This is a genomic window from Hydrogenophaga sp. (genome assembly GCF_036675665.1).
Taxonomy (GTDB): domain Bacteria; phylum Pseudomonadota; class Gammaproteobacteria; order Burkholderiales; family Burkholderiaceae_C; genus Hydrogenophaga.
This window is the reverse complement of record NZ_JAKFEO010000010.1, coordinates 135,680-158,174: the sequence shown is the minus strand read 5'-3', so window position 1 is coordinate 158,174 and position 22,495 is coordinate 135,680. Positions and strand designations below refer to the sequence as shown.

Sequence of the window (22,495 nt, the reverse complement as noted above, 5' to 3'; positions counted from 1 at the left end):
CGGGTTGACGGAGCGCAAAGGATGCCAATGGCGTAGATCGAGTGGGAGCCGCTAAAGCCTCAGCAGGGGGTGGCGCAGATTCATGCGGCTCCACAGCACCACCAGGGCGGGCAGCAGCAGGAGCTCAAGCAGTTGGCCGGATATCAGGCCGATGGCGGTGAGCAGGCCGAAGCTGGACGTGGGCACGAAGCTGGACGTGCTCAGAAGAAGGAACTGGGAGACCAGCAGCACCGAGGTGGCGAGCACGGCCTTGCCCGAGGCCTCGATGCTTCGCGCGATCGAGAACACCACGCCAAGTCCCTTGTCGCGGCGCTTCTGATAGTTGTAGAAGATGTGGATGGTGTCGTCGACGGTGATGCCCAACACGACGCCCGCGATGAGCACCGTGGCCATGTCGAGGTAGATGCCAGCGGCCCCCATCAGCATGAAGACGAAGAACAGCGGCGCGAGATTGGGCAGCATGCTGATCACGGCGGCCGGCACCGTTCGCCACAGCAGCAGCATGATGATGAAGATCTGTCCGAATGCGCCTGCGAAGCTGAGCAGCTGTCCCGTCACCAGCAGGTCTTCCTGATCGGCAAAGAGGCGTCCGTAGCCTGCCATCTGCCATTTCAGCTGGGGAGCGTCGGTCTTGGCGATCAAGGCCTCCACTTTTGCGATGACCTCCTGGATCGCGTTGGCGCCATGCACGTTCACGTTGAGCAAGATGCGCATGCGTTGGAACTCGTTGTTCACGAGTTCCTGCAGATCTCGCCCGTCATAGATGAGCAGCAACTGGGCCAGCATGCGATCGTCGGCTGGCAGGGCACGGAAGCTCTTGTCCTCCTCGTTGAAGGCCCAGTTCATTTCTTCGACGATGTCCATCATCGACATGGACCGGTCCACCTCTGGCAAGGCTTCCACCTGGGCCTGCAACGCCTGGATCTGCTTGAGCAACGCCACACTCTTGAACGCATCACGACCGGGTCCGTCGACGACGATTTCAAGCGCTGTCACACCCACCAGGGACGTCTCCACCCGCGCGGTGGACTGTGTCAGCGGGTGCGATTGGCTGAAGAACTTCAGCAGATCCGACTCGGCTTCCACCTTGAGCACCAAGGCCGTCCCGGCCACTCCCACGGCCAGCAGCGCTCCCACCACCCAACCGGCATGGCGGATGCCGAAGCGTGCCAGTGCGAACGAAAGGCGGCGCGTCCATCCAAAGCCACCACCGTCTTTGGCCCAAGGCCCGTGGTCGTACTTCACGAGCAAGGGTGGAACGAGGTAGAACACCACAAAATAGATCACCACCACACCCACGGCGCCAACGAAGCCGAAAACCTGCACGGGCGGGATCGGCACAAGAACGAGGCTGATCATGCCGGCCGCGGTGGTCAGCACGTTGAACATCGCGGGGGTGTTGATCTCCTGGAGCGCGAAGACGACCCGCTTGGGGCGGTGAAACCCCGCATCGCGCATGCGCTTGAGCGCTGCATAGAAGTGCAGCAGGTTGGCTGCCGTGTAGGCCGACAGAAGAGTCGGCACCATCGCCGTCACCAGCGTGTAAGGCTTGCCGAGGAGCGCAATGAGCGCGACGCAGACCACCACCGAGGTGCTCATGGCCACGGCGCCGATGATCACGGGGATCACGCGACCGACCACCCAGTACAGCAGGGCCAGGCCCAAGCCCATCACCAACGGCGTGAACACGATCGTGTCGCGCAGCATCGACCGCATTTCGGCGGCGTCCAGGGCCACTGTGCCTGCGACCGCCACCAGGTGTGTGTCCAGCTTCTGATCTTGAACGGCGGCCCGGAACGTGTCTTCGATTGATTGGCGCTGGCGGCTCTCGCTCAATTTGTTGGTGCGCACCACGACCGCCAGCGATTTTCCGTCTGTGGACGCCAGCCAGCGCGGCATGAACCGATCACCCAGGACGCGGGCGATTCGATCCTTCGGCGACTCTTGCTCGAGCTTCGTGACGTCGATCAGCGGTTCGACCACGAAACCGTCCGCGCTGCCAGCAATGTGGTCCACCCGGGTCACGGAAAACACCCGGTCGACATCGGGGTGCTTGTCCATGCTGGCTGCAATGCGGTCGAGCGCACTCAGCACGGGCGCGGTGTACACATCTTCACCGTGGAACAGGCCGATGAGGATCTCGTCGTTGGGAAACTCGGCTCGCAGTTCGCGTTCGAGCACGGTGGCTGGCGCGTCGGCCGGAAAATACAGCTCGGGTGCGTTGTTGAGGTTCAGCCTCAACAGGAGTGCTGCGCCCACCACATGGATGAGCACGATGATGGCAACCGCGGTTTTCCTTCGAAGGATGCGCGGCTGCGTGACACGCAGGAAGAGGGCGCTTTGCGTGACCGTGAACAGCAGGGTTCGCAGCCGGTCGATCAAGTGAGATCCTCAGTCATCTTCTGCCTGCAGCGCGGCGAGGTCCTTCGAAATGCCCCGATGCGTTGAATGTCGTCGCGATCAGAATTTCCCCTGCCAGCCGACAACCACGGAGTCGTTGCGCCTGAAGAAACCGCCCAAGGTGTTGCTGGCTCCGCTGAACAAGTGTGCTGCAAGATAGATTTCCTGCCGATCGATGCCGGTGTAGCTCAGTCGTGGATTGAGATACAGGTCGCGGTCGTTGAGACCCATTGCAAAACGCAGATCGGCACGCCAGCGCCCATTGGCAAAAGGGTGCTCGATTTCACCGGTGAAGCTGTAGATCCGGGTGCGATCCAGCACGGGCTGATTGGTGAATGTGCGATGGCCTGCCAATTGCAGCGTCACACGTGTTTCGCTGTCGCCGGGGAAGAACTCGGCGCCGATCACGATGTCGAGTGCCGGGTCGGTTCGGTACTGGAAGGTCTGGGTCGTCAGGGGCACGGCGCTGTTCACCGCGACCTCCATGCGCCACGTGGCACCCATGCGTTCTGTCTCCAGTTCCGCACCCAGCACGGTGCTGAACGGGTGCACCGCCTGCAGCACGACCGGTGCGCCGGGAACCACTTTGTAATAGGGCTGTGACTGCCGCACGCGCTGGACGCTGAAGCCATAGTCGAAGCCCTCGCCCTCGGCGGTCAAGCGCAGGCCGGCGCCACCGGCTCCGTTGATGTCCGCCTTGACCACGCGCGCGCCCACGATGCCCGGCAGGTTTCCAATGCCCAGAATCCGACCGTTGACCGTGTCCACCGGGTTCCACACGCTATTGGCGTGCGGCATGACTGCTTCGTCAAACACGGGGAGCAGCACGCCATCGAGCTTGAAGCCTTCGCCAAAGTACTCCGTGCGCACTGCGGGCACCGCACGCCGACGATCGGGCAGCTTGTCGAGAACACCCCGTGAAAAGTCCACCCGGCTCATGCGATCGGTTGGGGAGATCTCGTCAACCCGTCCCCACAGGACGTTTTGAGTTCCCAGAGTCACGCGAAGATCTTGCTTCTGCCAGCGCAGGTAGTTCTCGGTGTAGTCGAGCCGAACGCGCTCGAAATCGTTGCTTCCGCTCTGCGAATGGGCGTCAAGTCGCGCGCCCAGCGCATAGCTCCAGTCCCCGGAGTCGCCGCGCAAGCTCACGGCGCCATGCGCCAGAACGCTGCCCGATGCGCCAGGTTCGTCGGTGAAACCGCCGATTTCCAGCCGCAATGCGTCCACCTTGAGGCCTTGATCTTGAGCCCGTGTCGGCATGGCAGCCATCATCCCCAGCATCACCAGCCCCGTCGTCGCCCAGGCATTGCGCATTTGCTGACCCCTCATGGAAATTGCTCCTACTTTGATTGAAGTTTTGGTGTTGTTTTTGATGCTGCAATCGCCATGCATCTGAAAACCGAGCCTGTCAAGGGCGGAATTCTCTTTCCATCCGCTCTTCGGCCAACGCACGTGACGTGAACAGCGACTCTGGCAGATTCCGGTCATACAGCACGCGTCCCACCGTCAAGCGGGTCTGGTGACCGCTCGCGAGGTCGTTCAGCGTGCTGTCCATCACCGTCCAGTACCCCTGAATCTGCTCGCGTTTGACAACCAGAAGGCGCTTGCTCGGCTGATCGGCGTTGCGCTCGAAGAAGTCGATTCGCAAGGGCAGCAGACTTTTGGGGTCGATCCAGCTCACGCGGCGAACGTAGACGGAATTGCTGGCGTCCACCGGCACACTCTCCAGCATCTCGCAGTCTGTGTCGCCCACACGCTCACGGCCCAGCAACCGATGGGCGTCCATGGTCGGCTTGCGGTCGCGCAGGTCTTCAAAGTAGTAATCGGAGTTGACGAAACGACCCCCTTTGCGGTTGGAGTCGACCCGTCGCACGCGCTGCATGGCCGGCAGGTAGATCCACTGGTTGGACATGCCGTCTGCGCCGTCGATGGTCAGCAGCCCTGTGCCCTGAATATCCGCGGGATCGGTGAACCTGATCAGAGTCGACACCTGGCCACCCGCCGCGCTGGCGCGAAACACCACCATGCCACGAATTCGCGCCGGCTTGCCTTCCTCCGTGAGGGACATGGTCACCACAGATGTCGAGTCTTTGCCGTCAGGGCGGTCATGTACGCGCTGAGCGAGCTTGGCTCCATCGTCGGCCAGCACGGCTGAGGAGAGCAGCAGCGCGATCAGGAAAACGAGCCCCATCGCGCGCCGAACGGCGGCCCGCTGCTTTGCTCCAGCTCCACCCGGTGCTGTCCACAAGGATCCGAGCCATGAAAACCAGACCGTTGCTGCCATGCTCGCCCCTCCGTTTGTCTGTCAGGCGGCCAGTCTAACGCAGGGCCTTTGCTGGCAGCCCGGTGCCGGGGTGTCGAAAGGAAACATCCCGATGTCAAGCGTCCGCCGACATTTTTTCCAGTCGCTTCTTGGCCACGAAGCTCTTGAGTCGTTGAAGCGGATTGCGGTTGCCCATCCAAAGGCGCCGGTGATGAAAGCGCGAGAGGCGTGCATCCAGGTAGGTGTACCAGGGAACACACTGCAGGTCCTGCGGGTGGAGGAGGGCCACGAGTGCCTGCGTGGTGATGAAGCCCGTGCACAGCTTGCAACCCGCAATTGAGCTGGGTCCCTTGCGCGCTTTGAGGTTGATCGTCTTCGGGTCCAGGTACTTCAGGTGGTGCAGCTCTGGCGCGAAGCCCAGCATGAACTGGACGATCTTCTCGTCGTCCGACATCTCGGGCTTGATGGCGAAATAGTCGGCGTACGACATGCCCTTGGGTCCGAAAGCCAGCACCCCGGCGCCCAGGCCCAACGGCACGGCGGCAATGGTTGCCAAGCCCCGGGCGGTTGCCGCGTTCACCAGCAGGGGATGCATGTCCACAGCGAAGGCGTCGATCGCGTCCACTGCCAGATCTGCTCCCTCCAGGAACGCATCGATGTTGCCCGCGGTGATGCCATCACTGAATTTCGTGATGCGCAACTCGGGATTGATCGCGAGCGCCATCTCCACCATCACGTCGAGCTTGCGGCGGCCGATCGTCTCGGTGTTGGCGCCGTACTGACGGTTGAAGTTGAACACTTCGAACTCGTCGAATTCCGCCAGATGAAAACCACCCACGCCTGCACGCACGAGGCTGATCAGGTAGTCGCCACCCACGCCGCCCATGCCTGCAATGGCGACCGTGCAGTTGCGAAGGCGATCGTGCTCTGCGGTGCTGACCACGCCGATGTTGCGGCTGAAGGCGTCTGGATAGTTGAAATGAGACAAGGTGACCTCCTGTGTTTTTGCATATGGTGGCACCATTTGGAGAGGCTGCCTCGGGAATGAGGATAGGCAGACAACGCGAGCTGGATGCACAGGTCGCGATTGAGATCGGAGCTTGTCGGTTTTTTTTACAGCTGATGCGTGTGAAAAGTGTGCTTCTCGACTTGAGCTTTGTTTCTTTTAAGTTTTTTGACGCTGGCACGCATTCTGCTTAGTTTGCAGTAGGTCCGACGCTTTTTCGCCAACATCCTCAAGGAGCTTAACTATGAAATTCAACAAGTCCGCCGCATCAGTGCTTGCCGCAGCTTCACTGCTGCTCGCATCTGGAGCCGCCAACGCCGGTGTGGTCAACGTGGGCGGTATCGTTTGGGATACCGACTCGTTCTTTGATTTTTCCGCAAACAGCACGCTGGTTGAAAACGTTGCAGTTGATATTGGCCAGACGATTTCTGGTTGGGGCCGCATCACAACGATCAACACCGAAGCCAGTTCGTCGTTCTGCCCTTCTGGTTGCGAGTTGACCTATGTGTTCTCGGGCTACACCCTGTTGAATGATCTCACCCCAGCAGTTGGCGAGGACTTCTTCTTCAGCGGTGGCACCTTGGACTTCTACGTGTCGGCGGCCAATTCCGTCTTTGACAACCCGGCAACGTTCTCCGACGGTGCTCTGTGGTTGAGCTTGGTTGGAGCTGACCCATTGGGTGCTGGCTACACGTTGTCTGGTTCCATCACCGGCGTGAGTGCCCTTGGCGTGATCCTCAACGGTGAAGGCTCCGGGTTCCTGGACGTTGTGGGTGGTGTTGCTGCACCTTACTTCGACACCAACAGCCAGTTCGGTGCCGACTTCAACTACACCTCGTCATTCACCCCGTTGCCCGTTGCCATCGGCGACAAGACCCATCTGGGTTCAGCAAACATCACCGGTGCTTCCACCGAAGTGCCAGAACCTGGCGCACTCGCTCTGTTGGGTCTCGGCTTGGCCGCCATCGGTGCAGCGCGTCGCAGCAAGAAGAACGCATAACCTTCAAGGTTGCCCCAAAAAAACCGCGCATGATCTGCGCGGTTTTTTTTCGCCAGTTCGGCAGCGGCGGATGGCCTCAGGTCAACTCAGGAAGAAAAGCTCCGAATGAGGATGAAGTCAGCAAGGAGGCGTTCGGCTCCCGCCAAGTGATAGTCTCGCCTAGGACTGTTGCCTCTTCCATACCGAACAGGAATTTGTACAGGCAAGAGTTGCGGCTTGCAAGTCCGGAGCGCAAGGCGTTGGCACCGATGAGGTATGGTTGACGCGCGGGTTGGACCGCCGTGTTGATCGGCCCTGCCTCGTGAAATGGAAAGCCGAGGCGGTTGAGCATCCGCGACAGCGAGGGCTCCATGGCTGCGTAACAGTGGGTGATGCCATGCTCACTGGCCAAGCGGAACACTTCTCGATACAAGCCCAGGGCAACAGTGGGGCCGTCTCGTTTGATCTCTCTGTTGAGGTCTTCGGATGCGCCGGAGGGCAGGGCGGGCCCTACAAGTTGGGTGTCTCGGCGATACCGGCGCAGTTTGCTCGATATGGCGAGACGGCCGATTTCACCCACCAGATCAACTTCCGAACTTAGCTGGCTGTGCAGCTTGTAGCGCGACAGTACATTGAGTCCACGCGGGCTCGGCAGGATGAGACGTGCGCAACCCACTGCTTCACCTGTCTCTGTCGATCGGCACAGCACGTGGACGCTGTGCGCGTCGAAATCGTCTGTCTCCAGCGGGCGTTTGCCTGCTCTGTCCTCGCAAGAAGGCAAGCGCCCGAGCTCCGCGCAGAAAACTTCATGTCTCAGAGCGCAGTACTCTTCGTACTCCTCGGTACCCGGGCTCACAACCGAGTATTTATATTTTTGCGCCAGCATTGATGTTCTCCGCAGTGCGCCCGAAGGCACCTGATTTATATAGGTTGCACTCGCATCCCCAACGCAGCGACGATACCTTGATGAGGTGTGCTTTGCGGGCGCTGAAATGTAACTGCAGCCGCCGAAATGTAAGGCCCAAATAGGCGGGGATTTCCAATCTACTTAACGGTATTGCCATGTGCGAAGCCAGCGTAACCCGTTCACCTTATTCCCTCGAGCCATTGCAAGACGAATGACTCTGTCTGGCGACTGGCGGTCGAAGATGAGCAGGTGTGATCGGCGCGATCAATGGTCGACTGGGACACGACGGGCCGTTCAAGCAGTCCATTCCACCGTGCGTCGCTGAGAGCGTGTTCGACGAACTCTTTCGCAACGAGATCGCGCTCGCTGAGCAGCAACAGGATGGGGCCTGTGAAGGCCCGCCAACCTTGTGCCATGACATCCTGAAAACTGGATGTGCACGCCTCTTTCGCTCGCATGGTCCGCAAGCTGTTGCCCAGGTCTCGCACGGCCTGCCACCCGACCTGCCCACCGAACAATTTGCGCCAGAACGCAGGCTCCGCGAGTCTCCACAAGTAGTAGTGCTTGACCTGTGCTCGGGCAAGACTTGCCTCGGAGCGCACCCAGGGATTGAGAAGAACAAGGCCTGCCACACGCTGATCGTTCGTACTCTGTGTGTAAAGGAGACTGGCCGACGCGCCGTCACAAAGACCGCACAGCACAACTTGACTCACGTCGGGACAGTGGTCGTGCATGGCGGTGATGGCGGCAGCGATGTGCGTCGCGGTGTCTTCAAACGAAATCGGTTCGCCGGGGCTGTCGCCCATTCCGGGAAAGTCAAAGCGAAGCACCGGGTAACCCGCGCCGGCCAAGCAGCGCGCGAGCTGCACAAACTGCCTGTGGCTGCCTGCTCGATACTGCGCGCCGCCCACCACCACCACCACGGCTGTGTGTTGCCACGCTGCATGGGAGTCCGGCATGCTGACGATGCCCAGCATGTCGGCTTGCGGACCGGGTATGCCGATGGCTTTCTCGTGGACATTCATGGCGCCTGGGTGTTGTTCGTTGGGGCGCAGTCGGCAGCCATGGCTGCCAAGGTGGCGCTGATCAAGGCCGGGGCGTCGTCGATGGTCATGGTCTGCCAGAAGGCGGGGGCAGTGATCGCCTGGGCGCTCACCTGCCAACCGGCGTTTCGCCACGCAGAGAGTTCCTTTTCAGATGCAGGGCTCATCGCGGCGCCCGCCTGTTTGGTCAATTCAATCCAGATCAATCGGCCGCAGGCTTTTATGGCTGGTGGTTGCAGGCGGGCTTGCGCCATGCCTTGAGCCAGTTCCGGACTGACGGTGTATCCCGCGATTTCGACGGACTGCCCTTGCGCGAACAGTTGGGCCGGCGACTGTTCGTCAGGCTTGCGTGAACCAAGCCATTGGCCGGCGGTGTGCAGGCGGGTGAATTGCTGCAGCATTTGTTGGCCACCAATGACAGGTTGCCAGAGCAGCAGGTGGGCTGGCTCGGTCAGGGTCTTGAGAAACTCCGTGGCCAGCAAGGCGCCCAAGCGCATGCCCCAGATCCAGAGAGGACCGCTGGCGGATTGGCTCAACCAACGGTGCGCCAGCGCGGCGTCATCCAGCCAGGCGGCCCATGTGGCGTCTGCAAAATCGCCCGAACTGTCGCCGCAGCCGGTCAAATCGATCTGCAGCACCGCGTATCCCGCAGCTGCCAGAGCTCGCGCTTGTTGTGCGACCACGCGGCGGGTGGTGTTGAGTTCTTCGGCAAAGGGGGGCAAATACAGGACGCGTCCGCGCAGAGCACTCCCCCGGGCCGGGTGGAACAGGCAAAAACGCTGACCTGCGCTGGGTGTCTGCGGGTCAACCGGGAGAAAAAAAGCTTGGGGAAGGGCTGTGCGCCCCTGCTGGCTCATGTGGCCTGGCCGGCCAGATGATGTTGAACGAGGTCACTCAGGCTGCCCACCGTGGCGAACACTTCTGCGTTGAGATCATCGTCGCTGAAAGCAATGCCGAAATGGCTTTCCAGATCGGTGATCAGTGCCAGCACAGCCATGGAGTCGAGTTCGGGGAGCGAGCCCAGCAGCTGTGTGGTGGGCCCGAAGGTGGCAGTGCGCCCCTGTAGGTTGAGAGCGTCGTCCAGCACGCGCAAGACCTGTTCGTACACGTTCATGGAGTTGAGGCCTGGTTTGGGGATGAAATGTGTGCGCAGAATTGCGCTCGATTCTAAAGAACTGCGCGCGACTGGCCCATGAGCGTGGTCGGCCCAACGAACTTGATGCCTTAACATGCGCCGCATGCCCACAGAGAGAGAATCCAGCGAAAGCTATCCACCGGTTTTGCTGCACGAGCTGCCGCTTCGGGCAGCCGCCTTCTGGGCTGCGCGGGAGGCCTTGACGGCAGGAGCGGTGCGGCTTTCTTATGGCGAGCTGGGCGATGCGGTGCTGGATCTTGCGTCGGGGCTGATGCGCCTGGGATTGCCCCGCGCAAGCCGCGTGGCGGTGTTTCTGGAAAAGCGCATCGAGGCTGTGGTGACCAGCTTTGCCGTGCCAGCGGCGGGTGGAATTCTGGTGCCGGTGAATCCGCTCCTGAAGGCGGCACAGGTCGCCCACATTCTTCAAGACGCTGGTGTGCAGCTGTTGGTGACGTCAGCGTCTCGACTGAACGCCTTGTGGCCCGCTCTGAGCGAATGTCCAACCCTGCAGCACGTGGTGATCTGTGATGACATCGATGCGCCTCAAGGAGCGCATTTCAAGCTCCATGCCTGGGCCGATGCGCTGACTGCCCCCCGGCAGGTGTTGCCCCACGGCCTTGAGACCGACGTGGCTGCGATCTTCTACACCTCGGGCAGCACGGGGCAGCCCAAGGGTGTGGTGCTCTCGCACCGCAATATGGTGGCGGGGGCCACCAGCGTGGCCAGCTACCTGCACAACCGATCTGACGACACACTGCTCGCCGTGTTGCCCTTGTCGTTCGACGCGGGCTTCAGTCAGTTGACCACCGCGTTTCTGGTGGGCGCGCGCGTCGTCTTGCTCAACTACCTGCTGCCACGCGATGTGTTGACGGCGATGTCCAAAGAGCGCGTGACGGGCTTGACGGCGGTGCCGGCGCTTTTCATGCAACTTGCGGCGCTGAACTGGCCTGCTGAAGCCTCCCGGCACTTGCGCTACTGGGCGTGCACGGGTGGGCGCATGCCCCGGGCGACGCTGGATCGCATGCGGCAGATGACGCCTGCGGCGCAAGCCTTCCTGATGTACGGATTGACCGAAGCGTTTCGCTCCACCTACCTGCCGCCGTCCGAAGTGGATCGGCGACCGGACTCCATCGGCAAGGCCATACCGAATGCTGACATTCTTGTGCTGCGAGCAGACGGGACTGAGTGCGAGGTGGATGAGCCAGGCGAACTGGTGCACCGTGGGCCGCTGGTGGCGTTGGGCTATTGGCGCAGGCCGGAAGAAACGGCTTTGCGCTTTCGCGAGCTGCCTGATGGACTCAGGGCAGGGGGCGACAAGCTCGCCCGGCCCGAGATTGCCGTTTTCTCTGGCGATACCGTGCGGCGCGATGCCGATGGTTTTCTGTATTTCGTTGCTCGCCGGGACGAGATGATCAAGACCTCGGGTTACCGTGTGAGCCCGACCGAAGTCGAAGAGGCCGTGTACGCGAGCGGTTTGGTGCATGAAGTGCTGGCCGTGGGTGTGCCGCATGCCCAGCTGGGGCAGGCCATTCTCGTGGCTGCGGTGGCTGCCAAAGCGCAAGACACCGCCGCGTTGCTGGCGCACTGCAAGAGCACCTTGCCCGCCTATATGGTGCCGACAGGCGTGCATTGGCATGCGCAGGCCCTGCCGCGCAACGCCAATGGAAAGCTCGACCGCGCCCGCTGGAAAGCGGACTGGGAAAGCACTGAAGGAAAGAAGAACGATGAGACCTTCTGAGACGATCCGTGGTGAACTGTGTGTGGGTGGCGTACCGCTGTCGCGCCTGGCCGAACGTGTTGGGCAGACGCCTTTTTATGCTTACGATCGCCGACTGGTGGCCGAGCGCGTGGCGTCTGTGCGCGAAGCCTTGCCTGCAGGCATTGGGTTGCACTACGCCGTGAAGGCCAATCCCCTGCCCGCGCTGGTGGGGTTCATGCGAACCCTGGTGGACGGCCTGGATGTGGCTTCTGCGGGTGAGATGGCCGTGGCGCTCGATGCTGGCGCCGACCCGACGCACGTGAGCTTCGCCGGCCCCGGCAAACGCGAGTCGGAGATCGCCCAAGCCGTGGCCGCGGGCGTGCTCGTCAATCTGGAGTCGTTCCGGGAGGTCGAGCTGCTGGCGCATGCGTCACAACGCCTGGGGCTGCCCGCCCGCGTGGCCGTTCGCGTGAATCCCGACTTCGATCTGCGCGGTGCCGGCATGCGCATGGGCGGTGGTGCCAAGCCTTTCGGGGTGGATGCCGAGCAGGTGCCATTGGTGCTCAGGGCGATTGGCGATGCGGCTTTGCAGTTTGAAGGCTTCCATCTGTATCCGGGCTCGCAGAACCTCAATGGCGAATCGATCGCGGAGGCCTTGCGCCAATGTCACCAGCTCGTTGTGCGCTTGGCCGACGGTGCGCCAGCGCCGGTGAGGCGGGTGAACTTCGGAGGGGGGTGGGGCATCCCATATTTTCCGGGCGAAAAGGCGCTGGATCTGGCACCGGTGACCGAAGCGTTGATGGGCATCAAGAACAGCATGGCCAGCGAATTGCCGGGTAGCCAACTGGTGCTTGAACTCGGGCGATACCTGGTCGGCGAAGCGGGTGTGTATGTGGCCCGCGTGCTGGACCGCAAGGTGTCACGTGGCCAGGTGTTTCTGGTCACCGACGGTGGCCTTCACCATCATCTTGCGGCTTCTGGCAATTTCGGACAGGTGATCCGTCGCAACTACCCCGTCTGCATCGGCACGCAAATGGACTCCGCCGAGCGCGAAAATGCGTCCATCGTCGGGCCCCTGTGCACGCCGCTGGACATGCTGGCCGATCGAGCCGAGCTTGCCCCGGCTTGCCCCGGTGATCTGGTGGTGGTCTACCAATCAGGCGCTTACGGACCGAGCGCCAGCCCACAGGCCTTTCTCGGCCATCCGCGCTGCGCGGAAGTCCTGGTTTGAAGGTGCGCACTGCCTTGTGGCAGGCGCGTTGGAACGTCGCCGTGCCAGGGCTGCTGCTGTTGCTGAGCGCCTGTCTTGGGCTCGCCTCGTTGGGTCTGGCGATGCAGCATCCGGTCGCGCCACTGGCGCTGCCGCTGGTCATGCTGTTGGTCATCCTTTGGAACGCGGCCCGCCCTCAGACCTTGTGGTTCCTGCTCCCGGCGGCCTTGCCAGTGATGAGTTTCACGCCCTGGACAGGGTGGTGGCTGCTTGATGAATCCGATGTGCTGGTGCTGGCCTGTCTGGCAGGCGCTTTCGCTCGTTGGGGGATCGATGTTCAGCGCTGTCGGAGTGAGGTGTGCAAGCCCTTGCGCGGGTCATTCGTGGCGGTGTGGGGCACGGTTGCCCTGTCCTTGTTGGTCGGCGTGTGGCGCGGTGCAGAAGACGCTGGCGTCGACTGGACAACGATTCCAGTCTGGAATGAAGCCATGTATGCCGGTTACGACAGCGCTTGGAACACCCTTCGCGTCGCAAAGAGCCTGGTCTGGGCGTTGCTCATCGCCTTGCTGTTGCATGCGCCGGGTGCCGCAGGCAGGCAAGGGCCTGCTCGTCTGGTGGCACGAGGCATGGTCGTGGGTTTGGGACTTGTCGGCGCGATTGCCCTCTGGGAGCGCGCCGTCTACGCCGGCCTCTTTGATTTCAGCCATGCCTACCGCACCAGCGCGTGGTTCTGGGAAATGCATGTGGGCGGCGGTGCCATCGACGCCTACCTGGCGATGGCGGTACCGTTTGCCGCCTGGGCGATATGGACGGCAACAACCACGCGGCGCTGGGTTGGCGCCAACATCTTGATGGTGCTGTCGGTCTACGTCGTGCTCACTACTTATTCGCGGGGCGTCTACTTGGCGGTGTTGATCGCGTTGCTGTTCATGGGCATCACAGCTTGGCGGTTCAAGCTGGCGCCCGCCGCCGGCCCGGCCTGGAGTCGTCGGACCCTGCTGGCCATGGCGTCAACCCTGATTCTTGAAAGTGCGTTCGTTGTGGGCGGCGGTTCGTTCATGACCGAACGCCTTGCGCAGTCTGACTCGGACCTCGTCGGCCGCATGGAGCATTGGCGCTCTGGCCTTGGCCTGCTGAAGTCACCCGAGGCGTGGGTGACCGGATTGGGCATTGGGCGATTTTCCGCACATTACAGCCGCGAAGTTCCCGGTGGGGACTATCCTGGCGAAGCCTTGTGGCAGGGAGATACAGGGGATCAGAGCCATGTCTTGCTCTCGGGTCGGCACGACAGTGGACAGCACGCTGACCTGTTTGCGTTGACACAACGCGTCGATCTGACGGAGGCCGGCAGCATTCGGGTACGCTTGCGGGCAACTGGCGAGCGCCCATCGACGTTGCTGGTGAGCCTGTGCGAGCGACACTTGCTCTACGATTTCTCATGCCAAAGGCGATGGGTCTCGCTGAAGCCTCTGTCAGACGAGGGGCACGGCTGGACCGAGTTGAGGATGGGTGGAAACCTCTTCGAGGGAAGAAGCGGCGTTGCCGGCCTGCGGGAGAGCGTGCTTGCACTCTCTCCCATGCAGGTCGGGAAGGCCATTCGCATCGAGAGTGTTGAACTGTGGGGTTCGAGCGGTCGGCAACGCCTTCTCAATACCGATTTTTCCAAGGGCCTGCAACACTGGCTACCCATGGCTCAAGGACAATTTCAGCCATGGCACATCGATAATCTTTTTCTTGATGTGCTGATCGAGAGGGGGTTGTTGGGCCTGGTCATCCTTGCCGTCTGGGTCTTGTGGGCTTTGCGCGATCTTTGGGAAAAGCTGCGACAAGGCGATTCGGTGGCATGGGTCGTGGCCGCTTCCATGGTGGGCGTTTTGAGTCTGGGAGCCGTGATCAGTGTCACGGAAGTGCCGCGCGTGATCTTGATACTGATGATTTTGTTGTGGTCAGGTGGCGGATTTCGTGGACAAATAGAGGATGTTTCACTGTGTAACAAGTCGTAGTCCTTTGCATTACGCTGTAATGTCGTCGATGACGTTGTCCGTCCCGCAGCGCCATAACTCGAAAATACTCAGGGGCTTCCGTTTTGATCAAGATTTTTAACCACTATTTCCATCGAAGAACGGTGCTCCAGGTCATGCTTGACATGGGGCTGGTGGTTGGTGCACTGATGCTGGCGCTGTTCGTTCAGTCCAATCCGGCGTTGCTTGGCGCCTCTGTGGTGACCGAAGGATTGTCCCGTGGAGTGTTGATGGCGCTGGGCATGCTGGCCGTGAATTCAGCCCTGGGTTTCTATGAACGCACCCGGAGCAAGACCACCGGCCAGATGCGCGCACGGGCCGTGTTGTCTTTTGTACTGTCGGGTGTCATCGCCCTCGCCGTACTCTGGTTATTGCCTTTGGAGCCGTCCTATGACGCCAAGTGGGTGGCATTGATCGTGCTCGGTACGACGGGCTTCATGCTGACCCACCGGGTGCTCGTTGGCGAAATGCTGCCCAAATCGATCACGCGCCGCAAGGTTCTGGTTTATGGCACCGGCGAACGTGCCCAGATGGTCGGAAAGTCACTGACCCACGCCAGTGCGAACGTTGAACTCGTCGGGTACTTCGCCAGCCCCAATGAGACAGAGCACAAGGTGACCTCCTGGGCCACACTTGCGCCTGGTGAACGCCTCAACGATCTGGTCCAGCGGGCCGGGGTCGACGAGATCGTGGTTGCGCTGAGTGAGCGCCGTGGAGGCAGCATGCCCATGCGCGAACTGCTCGATTGCAAATTGCAAGGCGTGCGAGTGTCCGACATTGCTACTTACTTCGAACAGAATCTGGGACAAATCCGCCTGGAGTCGGCCTCGGCTGGCTGGCTCATTTTTGGCGAAGGTTTCAACCAGGGTTTCGTTCGCACATCGGTCAAGCGGCTTTTCGACATTGCAGGAGCCATCTTCCTGATCTTGATCTCACTTCCGATCATGATGATCACTGCGTTGGCGATCAAGCTGGAGAGCGCAGGCCCTATCCTCTACCGACAGGAGCGTGTGGGCCTCAACAGCAAGACGTTCAGCGTCGTGAAGTTCCGCAGCATGCGCACCGACGCAGAAAAAGACGGTGTGCCCAAGTGGGCCACCGCCTCTGACAGCCGAGTGACGCGTGTTGGGCGGATCATCCGCAAGCTCCGCATCGACGAGTTGCCGCAGTTGTTTGGCGTGCTCAAAGGCGACATGAGTCTGGTAGGGCCCCGTCCTGAGCGGCCATATTTTGTCGACAAGCTCACGCAAGACATTCCTTTTTATGCGGTGCGACACAGTGTCAAACCTGGTGTAACGGGCTGGGCACAGGTGAGTTACCAGTACGGTGCTTCTCGCGAAGACACCGTCGAGAAGTTGCAGTACGACCTCTACTACGTCAAGAATCATTCGCTCTTTCTTGATCTTGTGGTGCTCTTCGAGACCATCGGGGTTGTGTTGACGGGCAAAGGTGCCCAGTAGGTCTTTCCGAATCATGCTTGCGGGGCCAGCGGCATGAACGGCATCGGCAATTCACTCATGGCCTGGGGCTTTGGCGCTGCGGCCCTTTGCTACGCATTGCTCGCTGTGATGGTGGGGAAACAAGGCTACTGGAAGCCCCCCGCCAACAAACCCGGGATTGCCATCCTGCTGGCGGCTGTGCTCACCACGCTGTGGGCATGCCTGAGCCTTGTCGCTTTGGCGTTGCCGGTGTGGTGGGGCTGGGCAGCCGTGGCCGACATCTGTCGATATGCGGCTTGGTTTGCCTTTGTGGTTCACCTGTTTCGCGCGAGCATGGAAAGGGGGCGGACTTTGGAGGAGGCACCTTGGATGTCGCCCCTGGCAGTCGCGCTGCCGGTCCTCAGTCTGCTGACTCTGATGTTTTCCGCGATCTGGTTCAAGGGAACAACCGGTGCGCCAGTCGGACTGTTTCTCACGTTGATGTTGCTGGCCGTGATGGGGCTGGTTCTCGTGGAGCAGTTGTTTCGCAACCTGCCCGAAGATGCACTCTGGAGTGCAAAGCCCATCTGCCTGGGGCTTGCAGGCACATTCCTCTTTGATCTTTACTTGTTCTCGCAGGCGGTGCTCTTCAGCGGCATCGACGAGGACGCATGGAACATCCGTGGCCTCGTGCATGCGGCGTTGATGCCGCTGCTGTTGCTCTCCACCACCCGTCATCGCGACTGGATTTCCAAGATCCGCGTCTCACGCAAGGTGGTGTTCCATTCGGCCACATTGCTGATGGCCGGCGGCTATCTCTTGTTCATTGCCAGCGTCGGTTACTACGTTCGCTATTTCGGCAGTGACTGGGGCCGATCGCTGCAGTTGGCGATGGTGTTTTTGGCACTCGTGTTGCTGGTGGCGCTCGCACTGTCGCGAACCTTTCGCGCCCGGGTGCGGGTGATGTTGGGCAAGCACTTTTTCAGTTACCGGTACGACTATCGCGAAGAGTGGCTGAAGTTCACCCAGACCTTGTCGGCCAACACGGTGCCGGGTGAAATGGGTCTCAATGTGATTCGAGGCCTGGCGGACATGCTCGAGAGTCCCGCCGGGATGCTGTGGCTGCGGCGACCGGATGAGCAGCTCTATCGCCAGGTCGCGCGCTGGAATTTCCCGCACGTGTCCGAAACCGAACCGGTGGATTCAGCATTGTTGGCTTTCATGCAGCGAACTGGCTGGGTGGTCAATCTCGACGAATACCGGCTGCAGCCGGATCGGTACGAACACTTGAAATTGCCAGAGTGGCTTGTGCTCCAGTCGCAAGCCTGGTTGTTGGTTCCCTTGTGGTTGGGTCATGAGTTGTTGGGTTTTGTGGTGCTGAGCAGCCCGCGCACGCGATTGGACGTGAATTGGGAGGTGACCGACTTGCTCAAGACGGCGGGGCGTCAGGCCGCCAGTTTTCTGGCGCAAGTGCAATCGACCGAGGCACTGTTGGAGGCGCGTAAATTTGAGGCCTTCAGTCGAATGTCGGCATTCGTCGTGCACGACCTGAAGAACATCGTGACCCAGCTTTCTCTGATGGTGAAGAATGCCAAACGGCTGAGTCATAACCCCGAATTTCAGGCGGATATGTTGATGACGGTCGAGAACTCCCTGGAACGGATGCGCCAGTTGATGTTGCAGTTGCGGGAGGGAGCAGCCCCAGGAGGCGCAGCGGTTGGAGTGGACCTCGGTCGCATTGCTCATGGACTCGCATCCAGCGTGTCCCGCCGTGGGCGGCAACTGGAACTTCAGGTGGAGCCTCGCGTGGCAACGCGAGGGCATGAAGATCGTTTGGAGCGTGTCATGGGGCATCTCGTGAACAACGCGTTGGATGCCACTGAAGCGCAGCAGCGCGTCTGGCTCAAGATTGAGCGCTACGGCAGCCATGCGCGGGTGGAAGTCGGGGACAATGGGCTGGGCATGTCGGAGCAGTTTGTGCAGGAGCGACTGTTCAAACCATTCCAGACGACCAAGGAAGCCGGCATGGGCATCGGCGCCTACGAAAGTTTTCAATACGTACAGGAGTTGGGCGGAAAGATGTCGGTAGACAGCAAGGAAGGAGTGGGAACCGTCGTCACTTTGCTGTTGCCGCTCATTGAATCGTTCCGCGAATCGGACTGGCATCAATTGGGAGAGGCATGAGCTCAGACAAAGGACCGCAATTGCTGATCGTCGAAGACGATCTCGCGCTGCAAAAACAGATCAAGTGGTCACTCGACCAATTCGCTTCGGTCACCGCCGATGACTGCGAGACTGCGCTGGTCCAACTCCGTCGCCATGCGCCTGCCGTGGTCACAATGGATCTGGGCCTTCCACCCGACGCCGACGGCACATCCGAGGGGTTCAAGTTGCTTGACCAGATGCTCGCCGCCGCACCAGACACGAAAGTGATCGTGCTCACCGGGCAGAACGGTCAGGCCAATGCACTCAAGGCCGTGGCCATGGGCGCCTACGACTTTCTCGCCAAACCGTTTGAGCCAGAGATGCTCAACCTCACAGTGGAAAGAGCCTTCCGCCTCCACGAACTGCAGACTGAGAACGCGCGACTGCAGTCCATGCGTCAGCCCGACACCTTGGCTGGGCTCATCACGCGGGACCCGGAGGTACTTCGCGTCTGTCGAACCATCGAAAAGGTGGCGAACAGTGGCGCGACCGTGATGCTGCTGGGCGAGAGTGGCACGGGCAAGGAGGTGCTGGCCCGTGGTTTGCACCAATCTTCCAACCGCAAGAACGGGCGGTTTGTCGCCATCAATTGCGCGGCGATTCCCGAGAATCTTCTCGAGAGCGAACTGTTTGGCTACGAAAAAGGCGCTTTCACTGGAGCGGCCAAGACCACCTTGGGCAAGATAGAGACAGCCAACGGCGGCACGCTCATGCTCGATGAGATCGGTGATCTGCCGATGCCGTTGCAAGCCAAGCTCTTGCGGTTTCTGCAGGAGCGCGTCATCGAGCGTGTGGGCGGACGCCAGGAGATTCCGGTGGATGTGCGCATCGTCTGCGCAACGCATCAAGACCTGAAGCAACTCACCACGGAGGCCCGGTTCCGCGAGGATCTTTATTACCGCCTGGCCGAGATCGTGGTCAATATTCCTCCGTTGAGGCAACGCGTGGGTGATGCCGCTTTGCTGGCCCATGCCTTTACCAAGCGTTTTGCTCAGGAACAAAACCGCCGCAACCTGTCTCTATCGGACGATGCGCTCAGAGCGATTGAGGCGCACTCCTGGCCCGGCAATATTCGAGAACTTGAAAACTGCATCAAGCGTGCCACCATCATGGCTGATGGCTCGCAAGTGACATCAGACGATCTGGGCCTGCCGGCCACCCTGGAGAATGCCGCCGAGCAATCACTGGATTTGCGCGCGGTTCGGGACGAGGCCGAGAGAAAGGCCGTCATCGCTGCGGTGGCCAGGTCCAACGGCAATTTGCTCAGAGCAGCCGAACTGCTTGGGATCAGCCGCCCGACCTTGTACGACTTGATGCATCGCCTGGGCCTCAAGTGAAGCTCATCACACCATTCCGGAGGAACCCATGAAGATCGCCAGAACCCTTTTCGGATTTGCACCTGTCACCCTTGCCGTCACGCTTCTCCTTGCCGGTTGCGCAGACAACGATCCCCAGAAAATGGTGGATTCTGCGCAGCAATACCTGGACAAGAAGGACAACGCTGCGGCCATCATTCAGCTCAAGAACGCCTTGCAGGAGAACCCCAACCTGGCGCAGGCGCGGTTTCTTCTGGGCAAGGCGCTGTTGCTCAACGGCGACCCGGTGGGTGGCAAAGCCGAGCTGCGCAAGGCGCGCGATCTCGGATTCGCTCCTGAGCAGGTGACGCCGTTGCTGGTGCGCAGCATGCTCGCATTGGGTGAGTACAAACAAGTCACCACCGATTTCGACAAGATTGAGCTCGCCACGCCTGATGCGACGGCCGACCTGAAAACCTTGCAGGCGATCGCATGGCGCCAGCAAGGCAAACAGGAGGGTTTCGAGGCCAGCCTCCAGCAGGCGCTTGCGGCCAAGTCGGACCATGCCCCAGCGCTGATCGAGCAAGCCCGATTCAAGGGAGCTCAACGCGACTTTGAAGGAGCCATCGCCATTCTGGACAAGGTTCTGGCTGCCACGCCCAAAAACGAAGAGGCCTTGAAGCTGAAGGGCGACATCTTTTTGTACAGCAAGCGAGATGTCAAAGACGCTTTGGCTCTGTATCGCGATGCCAGTGAAGCCAACCCGCAGTTTGCGGATGCCCGCGCAGCGGTTGTCCGGGTTCTGCTGAGTCAGGGGCAACTGGATCAGGCATCCACGGAACTGGATGCCTTGGTGAAAATCGCCAAAGGAACTCCGCAGACCTTGTACTTGCAAACGCTGCTTGCGTTTCAGAAAAAGGACTATCCGGCGGCACGCGATTTTTCGCAACAGATGCTGAAGATTGCACCCAATAGCCCCACGGCATTGGAGATGGCGGGGGCGACCGAACTCCAACTGAATTCATTGGTTCAAGCGGAGGCGTACCTGACGCGCGCAGTGGCAGCCGCTCCCCAACTGAAGATTGCGCGCCGTGCGCTGGTGCTCACGTTGTTGCGCACCGGTCAGACAGACAAGGCTCTTGCGGCCTTGCCACCAGACATCGCGACAAATAACTCTGATCCTGCCTTGCTTTCAGTGGCAGGGCAGGTACACATGGTCAGGGGTGAACTTGAGTTGGCACAGTCCTTCTTTGCGCGCGCCACCAAACTCGATCCCAATGACCCCGCCAAGCAGACCTCGCTGGCAGTCAGTCAGTTGATGTCCGGAAAAACCGAGTTGGCCATGGAGTCCTTGCAGGACATCGCGGCATCCGACAAGGGTGTCGTGGCCGACATGGCATTGATCAACGCACATCTGCGCAGAAAAGACGTGGACAAGGCGTTGGCCGCCATTGATGACCTGGAGAAGAAGCGAGCCAATGACCCGATGCCTTCGTTGCTCCGGGGGCGAGCCTTGCTTTTGCGCGATGACCGGGCCGGCGCTCGCAAGGCCTTGGAGCGCGCTCTGGAAATTTCTCCGTCCTACATGGCTGCAACGACTGCGCTTGCGACATTGGATGTTGCTGACGGCAAAGCGCAGGAAGCTCAAAAGCGGTTTGAGGGATTGGTTCAGCGTGAACCCAAGAATGCGCAAGCGTTCATGGCCCTGGCTGAGATAAAGGCCAGGAACGGCGCTCCAAAAGCAGAGGTGCTGGACGCAATCCGCAAGGCCATAGACGCTGCACCCACCGAGAAGTTGCCTCGATTGATGTTGGTCGAATACCTCCTGCAGCAGAAAGACAACGCAGCCGCGTTGTCAAATGCGCAAACGGCGGTGTCAGCAATCCCTGACACCCCTGAACTGCTGGATGTACTGGGGCGGGCGCAGGCTGCCAATGGTGAGAACAACCAGGCCATGAGCAGCTTCAACAAGATGGCTGGTTTGATGCCGCAGTCCCCACTTCCACATGTGCGAATGGCGACCGTGCATGCCGTGATGAAAGACTTTGCGGCGGCCCAGCAAAGTCTGCGCAAAGCATTGGATATTCAACCCAACTTGCTGCTCGCGCAGCGGGGCTTGGCAGAGCTTGCCATACAAGCGAAGAAGCCAGGAGATGCGCTGGCCGTGAGCAAAACCGTGCAGAAGCAACGACCCAAGGAGGCGGTGGGCTTTCTGTTGGAGGGTGATGTTCACGCCGCTACCAAAAACTGGAGTGGTGCAGTCGATGCCTACAGTGCCGGGTTCAAGGTAGCGCCCAGTACCGAATTGGCCATCAAACTGCACACGGCGCAGGGCTTGGCCGGCAAGGCAGCGGATGCGGATCGCACGGCTGCGGACTGGATCAAGAGCCATCCGGACGATGCAGGGTTCCGCCTTTTCCTGGGTGACCGCGCGCTGGGCGTCAACAAACTGCAGGATGCGCAACGCCACTACGAGCGGGTGGTTGAGCTTCAGCCCAAGAATGGCCTGGCCTTGAACAACCTGGCATGGGTGGCTGGGAAACTGGGGCGCGCCGATGCCGTGTCCATCGCTGAGCGGGCTGTGGCGACGGCACCCAACCAACCTGCGTTCTTGGACACTTTGGCCATGCTGCTGTCCGAGAAGGGAGAACACGCCAAGGCGCTGGATATCCAGAAGAAGGTGGTTGCCGCGCAGCCCAATTCACCGGCGTTCAAACTCAATTTGGCCAAAATACACGTGGCGGCCGGCGATAAAGCCACTGCACGCGTGTTGCTCGATGAGTTGGAAGCCATGGGCGCCAAGTTTGGAGGGCAGAGCGAAGTGGCTGCGGTGAAGAAGTCGCTCTGAGATGCCCTTTGCTTGTGGCAATCACGGACAGGATCGTGGGGGGCGAATGTTTCATATTGGGTGTCG

The 22,495-nt window shown here is 60.6% G+C and carries 16 protein-coding genes; 8 read left to right on the top strand and 8 right to left on the bottom strand.

Translation table 11 applies throughout. The annotated features are described in order from the left end of the window. Positions 1 to 51 precede the first annotated feature (51 nt). The 4 genes from V6M63_RS06885 to V6M63_RS06870 form a co-directional block, all read right to left on the bottom strand. Complete coding sequence (locus V6M63_RS06885) at positions 52 to 2,382, bottom strand: efflux RND transporter permease subunit (RefSeq protein ID WP_332740792.1); 2,331 nt, start codon at positions 2,380 to 2,382, stop codon at positions 52 to 54. Positions 2,383 to 2,460: 78 nt separating this feature from the next. Continuing rightward, complete coding sequence (locus V6M63_RS06880) at positions 2,461 to 3,714, bottom strand: DUF1302 family protein (RefSeq protein WP_332740790.1); 1,254 nt, start codon at positions 3,712 to 3,714, stop codon at positions 2,461 to 2,463. Positions 3,715 to 3,808: 94 nt separating this feature from the next. Continuing rightward, a complete protein-coding gene (locus V6M63_RS06875) occupies positions 3,809 to 4,684 on the bottom strand; it encodes an outer membrane lipoprotein-sorting protein (protein ID WP_332740788.1) in 876 nt (291 codons plus the stop codon). Positions 4,685 to 4,778: 94 nt separating this feature from the next. After that, positions 4,779 to 5,651, bottom strand: coding sequence for a ThiF family adenylyltransferase (locus V6M63_RS06870; protein ID WP_332740786.1), 873 nt, complete (start codon positions 5,649 to 5,651; stop codon positions 4,779 to 4,781). A gap of 262 nt (positions 5,652 to 5,913) precedes the next feature. Between V6M63_RS06870 and V6M63_RS06865 the strand changes: the two genes are divergently transcribed. After that, positions 5,914 to 6,669: a PEP-CTERM sorting domain-containing protein gene (locus tag V6M63_RS06865; RefSeq protein ID WP_332740784.1), complete on the top strand. Its 756-nt coding sequence runs from the start codon at positions 5,914 to 5,916 to the stop codon at positions 6,667 to 6,669. Between the two features lie 76 nt (positions 6,670 to 6,745). Here V6M63_RS06865 and V6M63_RS06860 read toward each other — a convergent pair whose 3' ends face one another. The 4 genes from V6M63_RS06860 to V6M63_RS06845 all read right to left on the bottom strand — a co-directional run bounded on the left by V6M63_RS06860 (position 6,746) and on the right by V6M63_RS06845 (position 9,712). Continuing rightward, the gene (locus tag V6M63_RS06860) at positions 6,746 to 7,534 is read right to left on the bottom strand and encodes a PEP-CTERM/exosortase system-associated acyltransferase (RefSeq protein ID WP_332740782.1); all 789 of its coding nucleotides are present in this window, start codon (positions 7,532 to 7,534) and stop codon (positions 6,746 to 6,748) included. 200 nt (positions 7,535 to 7,734) lie between these two features. Beyond that, positions 7,735 to 8,580, bottom strand: coding sequence for a hydrolase 1, exosortase A system-associated (locus V6M63_RS06855; protein WP_332740781.1), 846 nt, complete (start codon positions 8,578 to 8,580; stop codon positions 7,735 to 7,737). Next, complete coding sequence (locus tag V6M63_RS06850) at positions 8,577 to 9,455, bottom strand: hydrolase 2, exosortase A system-associated (RefSeq protein ID WP_332740779.1); 879 nt, start codon at positions 9,453 to 9,455, stop codon at positions 8,577 to 8,579. The genes V6M63_RS06855 and V6M63_RS06850 overlap by 4 nt, the downstream gene beginning before the upstream one ends. Further along, positions 9,452 to 9,712 carry an acyl carrier protein gene (locus tag V6M63_RS06845; protein ID WP_332740777.1) on the bottom strand — a complete coding sequence of 87 codons (261 nt, stop codon included), beginning with the start codon at positions 9,710 to 9,712 and terminating at the stop codon, positions 9,452 to 9,454. The genes V6M63_RS06850 and V6M63_RS06845 overlap by 4 nt, the downstream gene beginning before the upstream one ends. 115 nt (positions 9,713 to 9,827) lie before the next feature. On the opposite strand from V6M63_RS06845, the gene V6M63_RS06840 reads away from it, so the two are divergent. The 7 genes from V6M63_RS06840 to prsT all read left to right on the top strand — a co-directional run bounded on the left by V6M63_RS06840 (position 9,828) and on the right by prsT (position 22,429). Continuing rightward, positions 9,828 to 11,471 (top strand): acyl-CoA ligase (AMP-forming), exosortase A system-associated, encoded by a 1,644-nt coding sequence (locus tag V6M63_RS06840; RefSeq protein WP_442909554.1) that lies wholly within the window; start codon positions 9,828 to 9,830, stop codon positions 11,469 to 11,471. After that, positions 11,458 to 12,663 (top strand): pyridoxal-dependent decarboxylase, exosortase A system-associated, encoded by a 1,206-nt coding sequence (locus V6M63_RS06835; protein ID WP_332740773.1) that lies wholly within the window; start codon positions 11,458 to 11,460, stop codon positions 12,661 to 12,663. The genes V6M63_RS06840 and V6M63_RS06835 overlap by 14 nt, the downstream gene beginning before the upstream one ends. 2 nt (positions 12,664 to 12,665) lie before the next feature. Further along, positions 12,666 to 14,645 carry an O-antigen ligase family protein gene (locus V6M63_RS06830; RefSeq protein WP_332740985.1) on the top strand — a complete coding sequence of 660 codons (1,980 nt, stop codon included), beginning with the start codon at positions 12,666 to 12,668 and terminating at the stop codon, positions 14,643 to 14,645. 83 nt (positions 14,646 to 14,728) lie between these two features. Next, a complete protein-coding gene (locus tag V6M63_RS06825) occupies positions 14,729 to 16,123 on the top strand; it encodes a TIGR03013 family XrtA/PEP-CTERM system glycosyltransferase (RefSeq protein WP_332740771.1) in 1,395 nt (464 codons plus the stop codon). 33 nt (positions 16,124 to 16,156) lie between these two features. Beyond that, the gene (gene prsK, locus V6M63_RS06820) at positions 16,157 to 18,265 is read left to right on the top strand and encodes an XrtA/PEP-CTERM system histidine kinase PrsK (protein ID WP_332740770.1); all 2,109 of its coding nucleotides are present in this window, start codon (positions 16,157 to 16,159) and stop codon (positions 18,263 to 18,265) included. Beyond that, positions 18,262 to 19,623, top strand: coding sequence for a PEP-CTERM-box response regulator transcription factor (prsR, locus tag V6M63_RS06815; protein WP_332740768.1), 1,362 nt, complete (start codon positions 18,262 to 18,264; stop codon positions 19,621 to 19,623). The genes prsK and prsR overlap by 4 nt, the downstream gene beginning before the upstream one ends. Before the next feature lie 28 nt (positions 19,624 to 19,651). Beyond that, entirely contained in the window at positions 19,652 to 22,429 is a 2,778-nt protein-coding gene (prsT, locus tag V6M63_RS06810) for an XrtA/PEP-CTERM system TPR-repeat protein PrsT (protein WP_332740766.1), read from the top strand. Positions 22,430 to 22,495 lie beyond the last annotated feature (66 nt).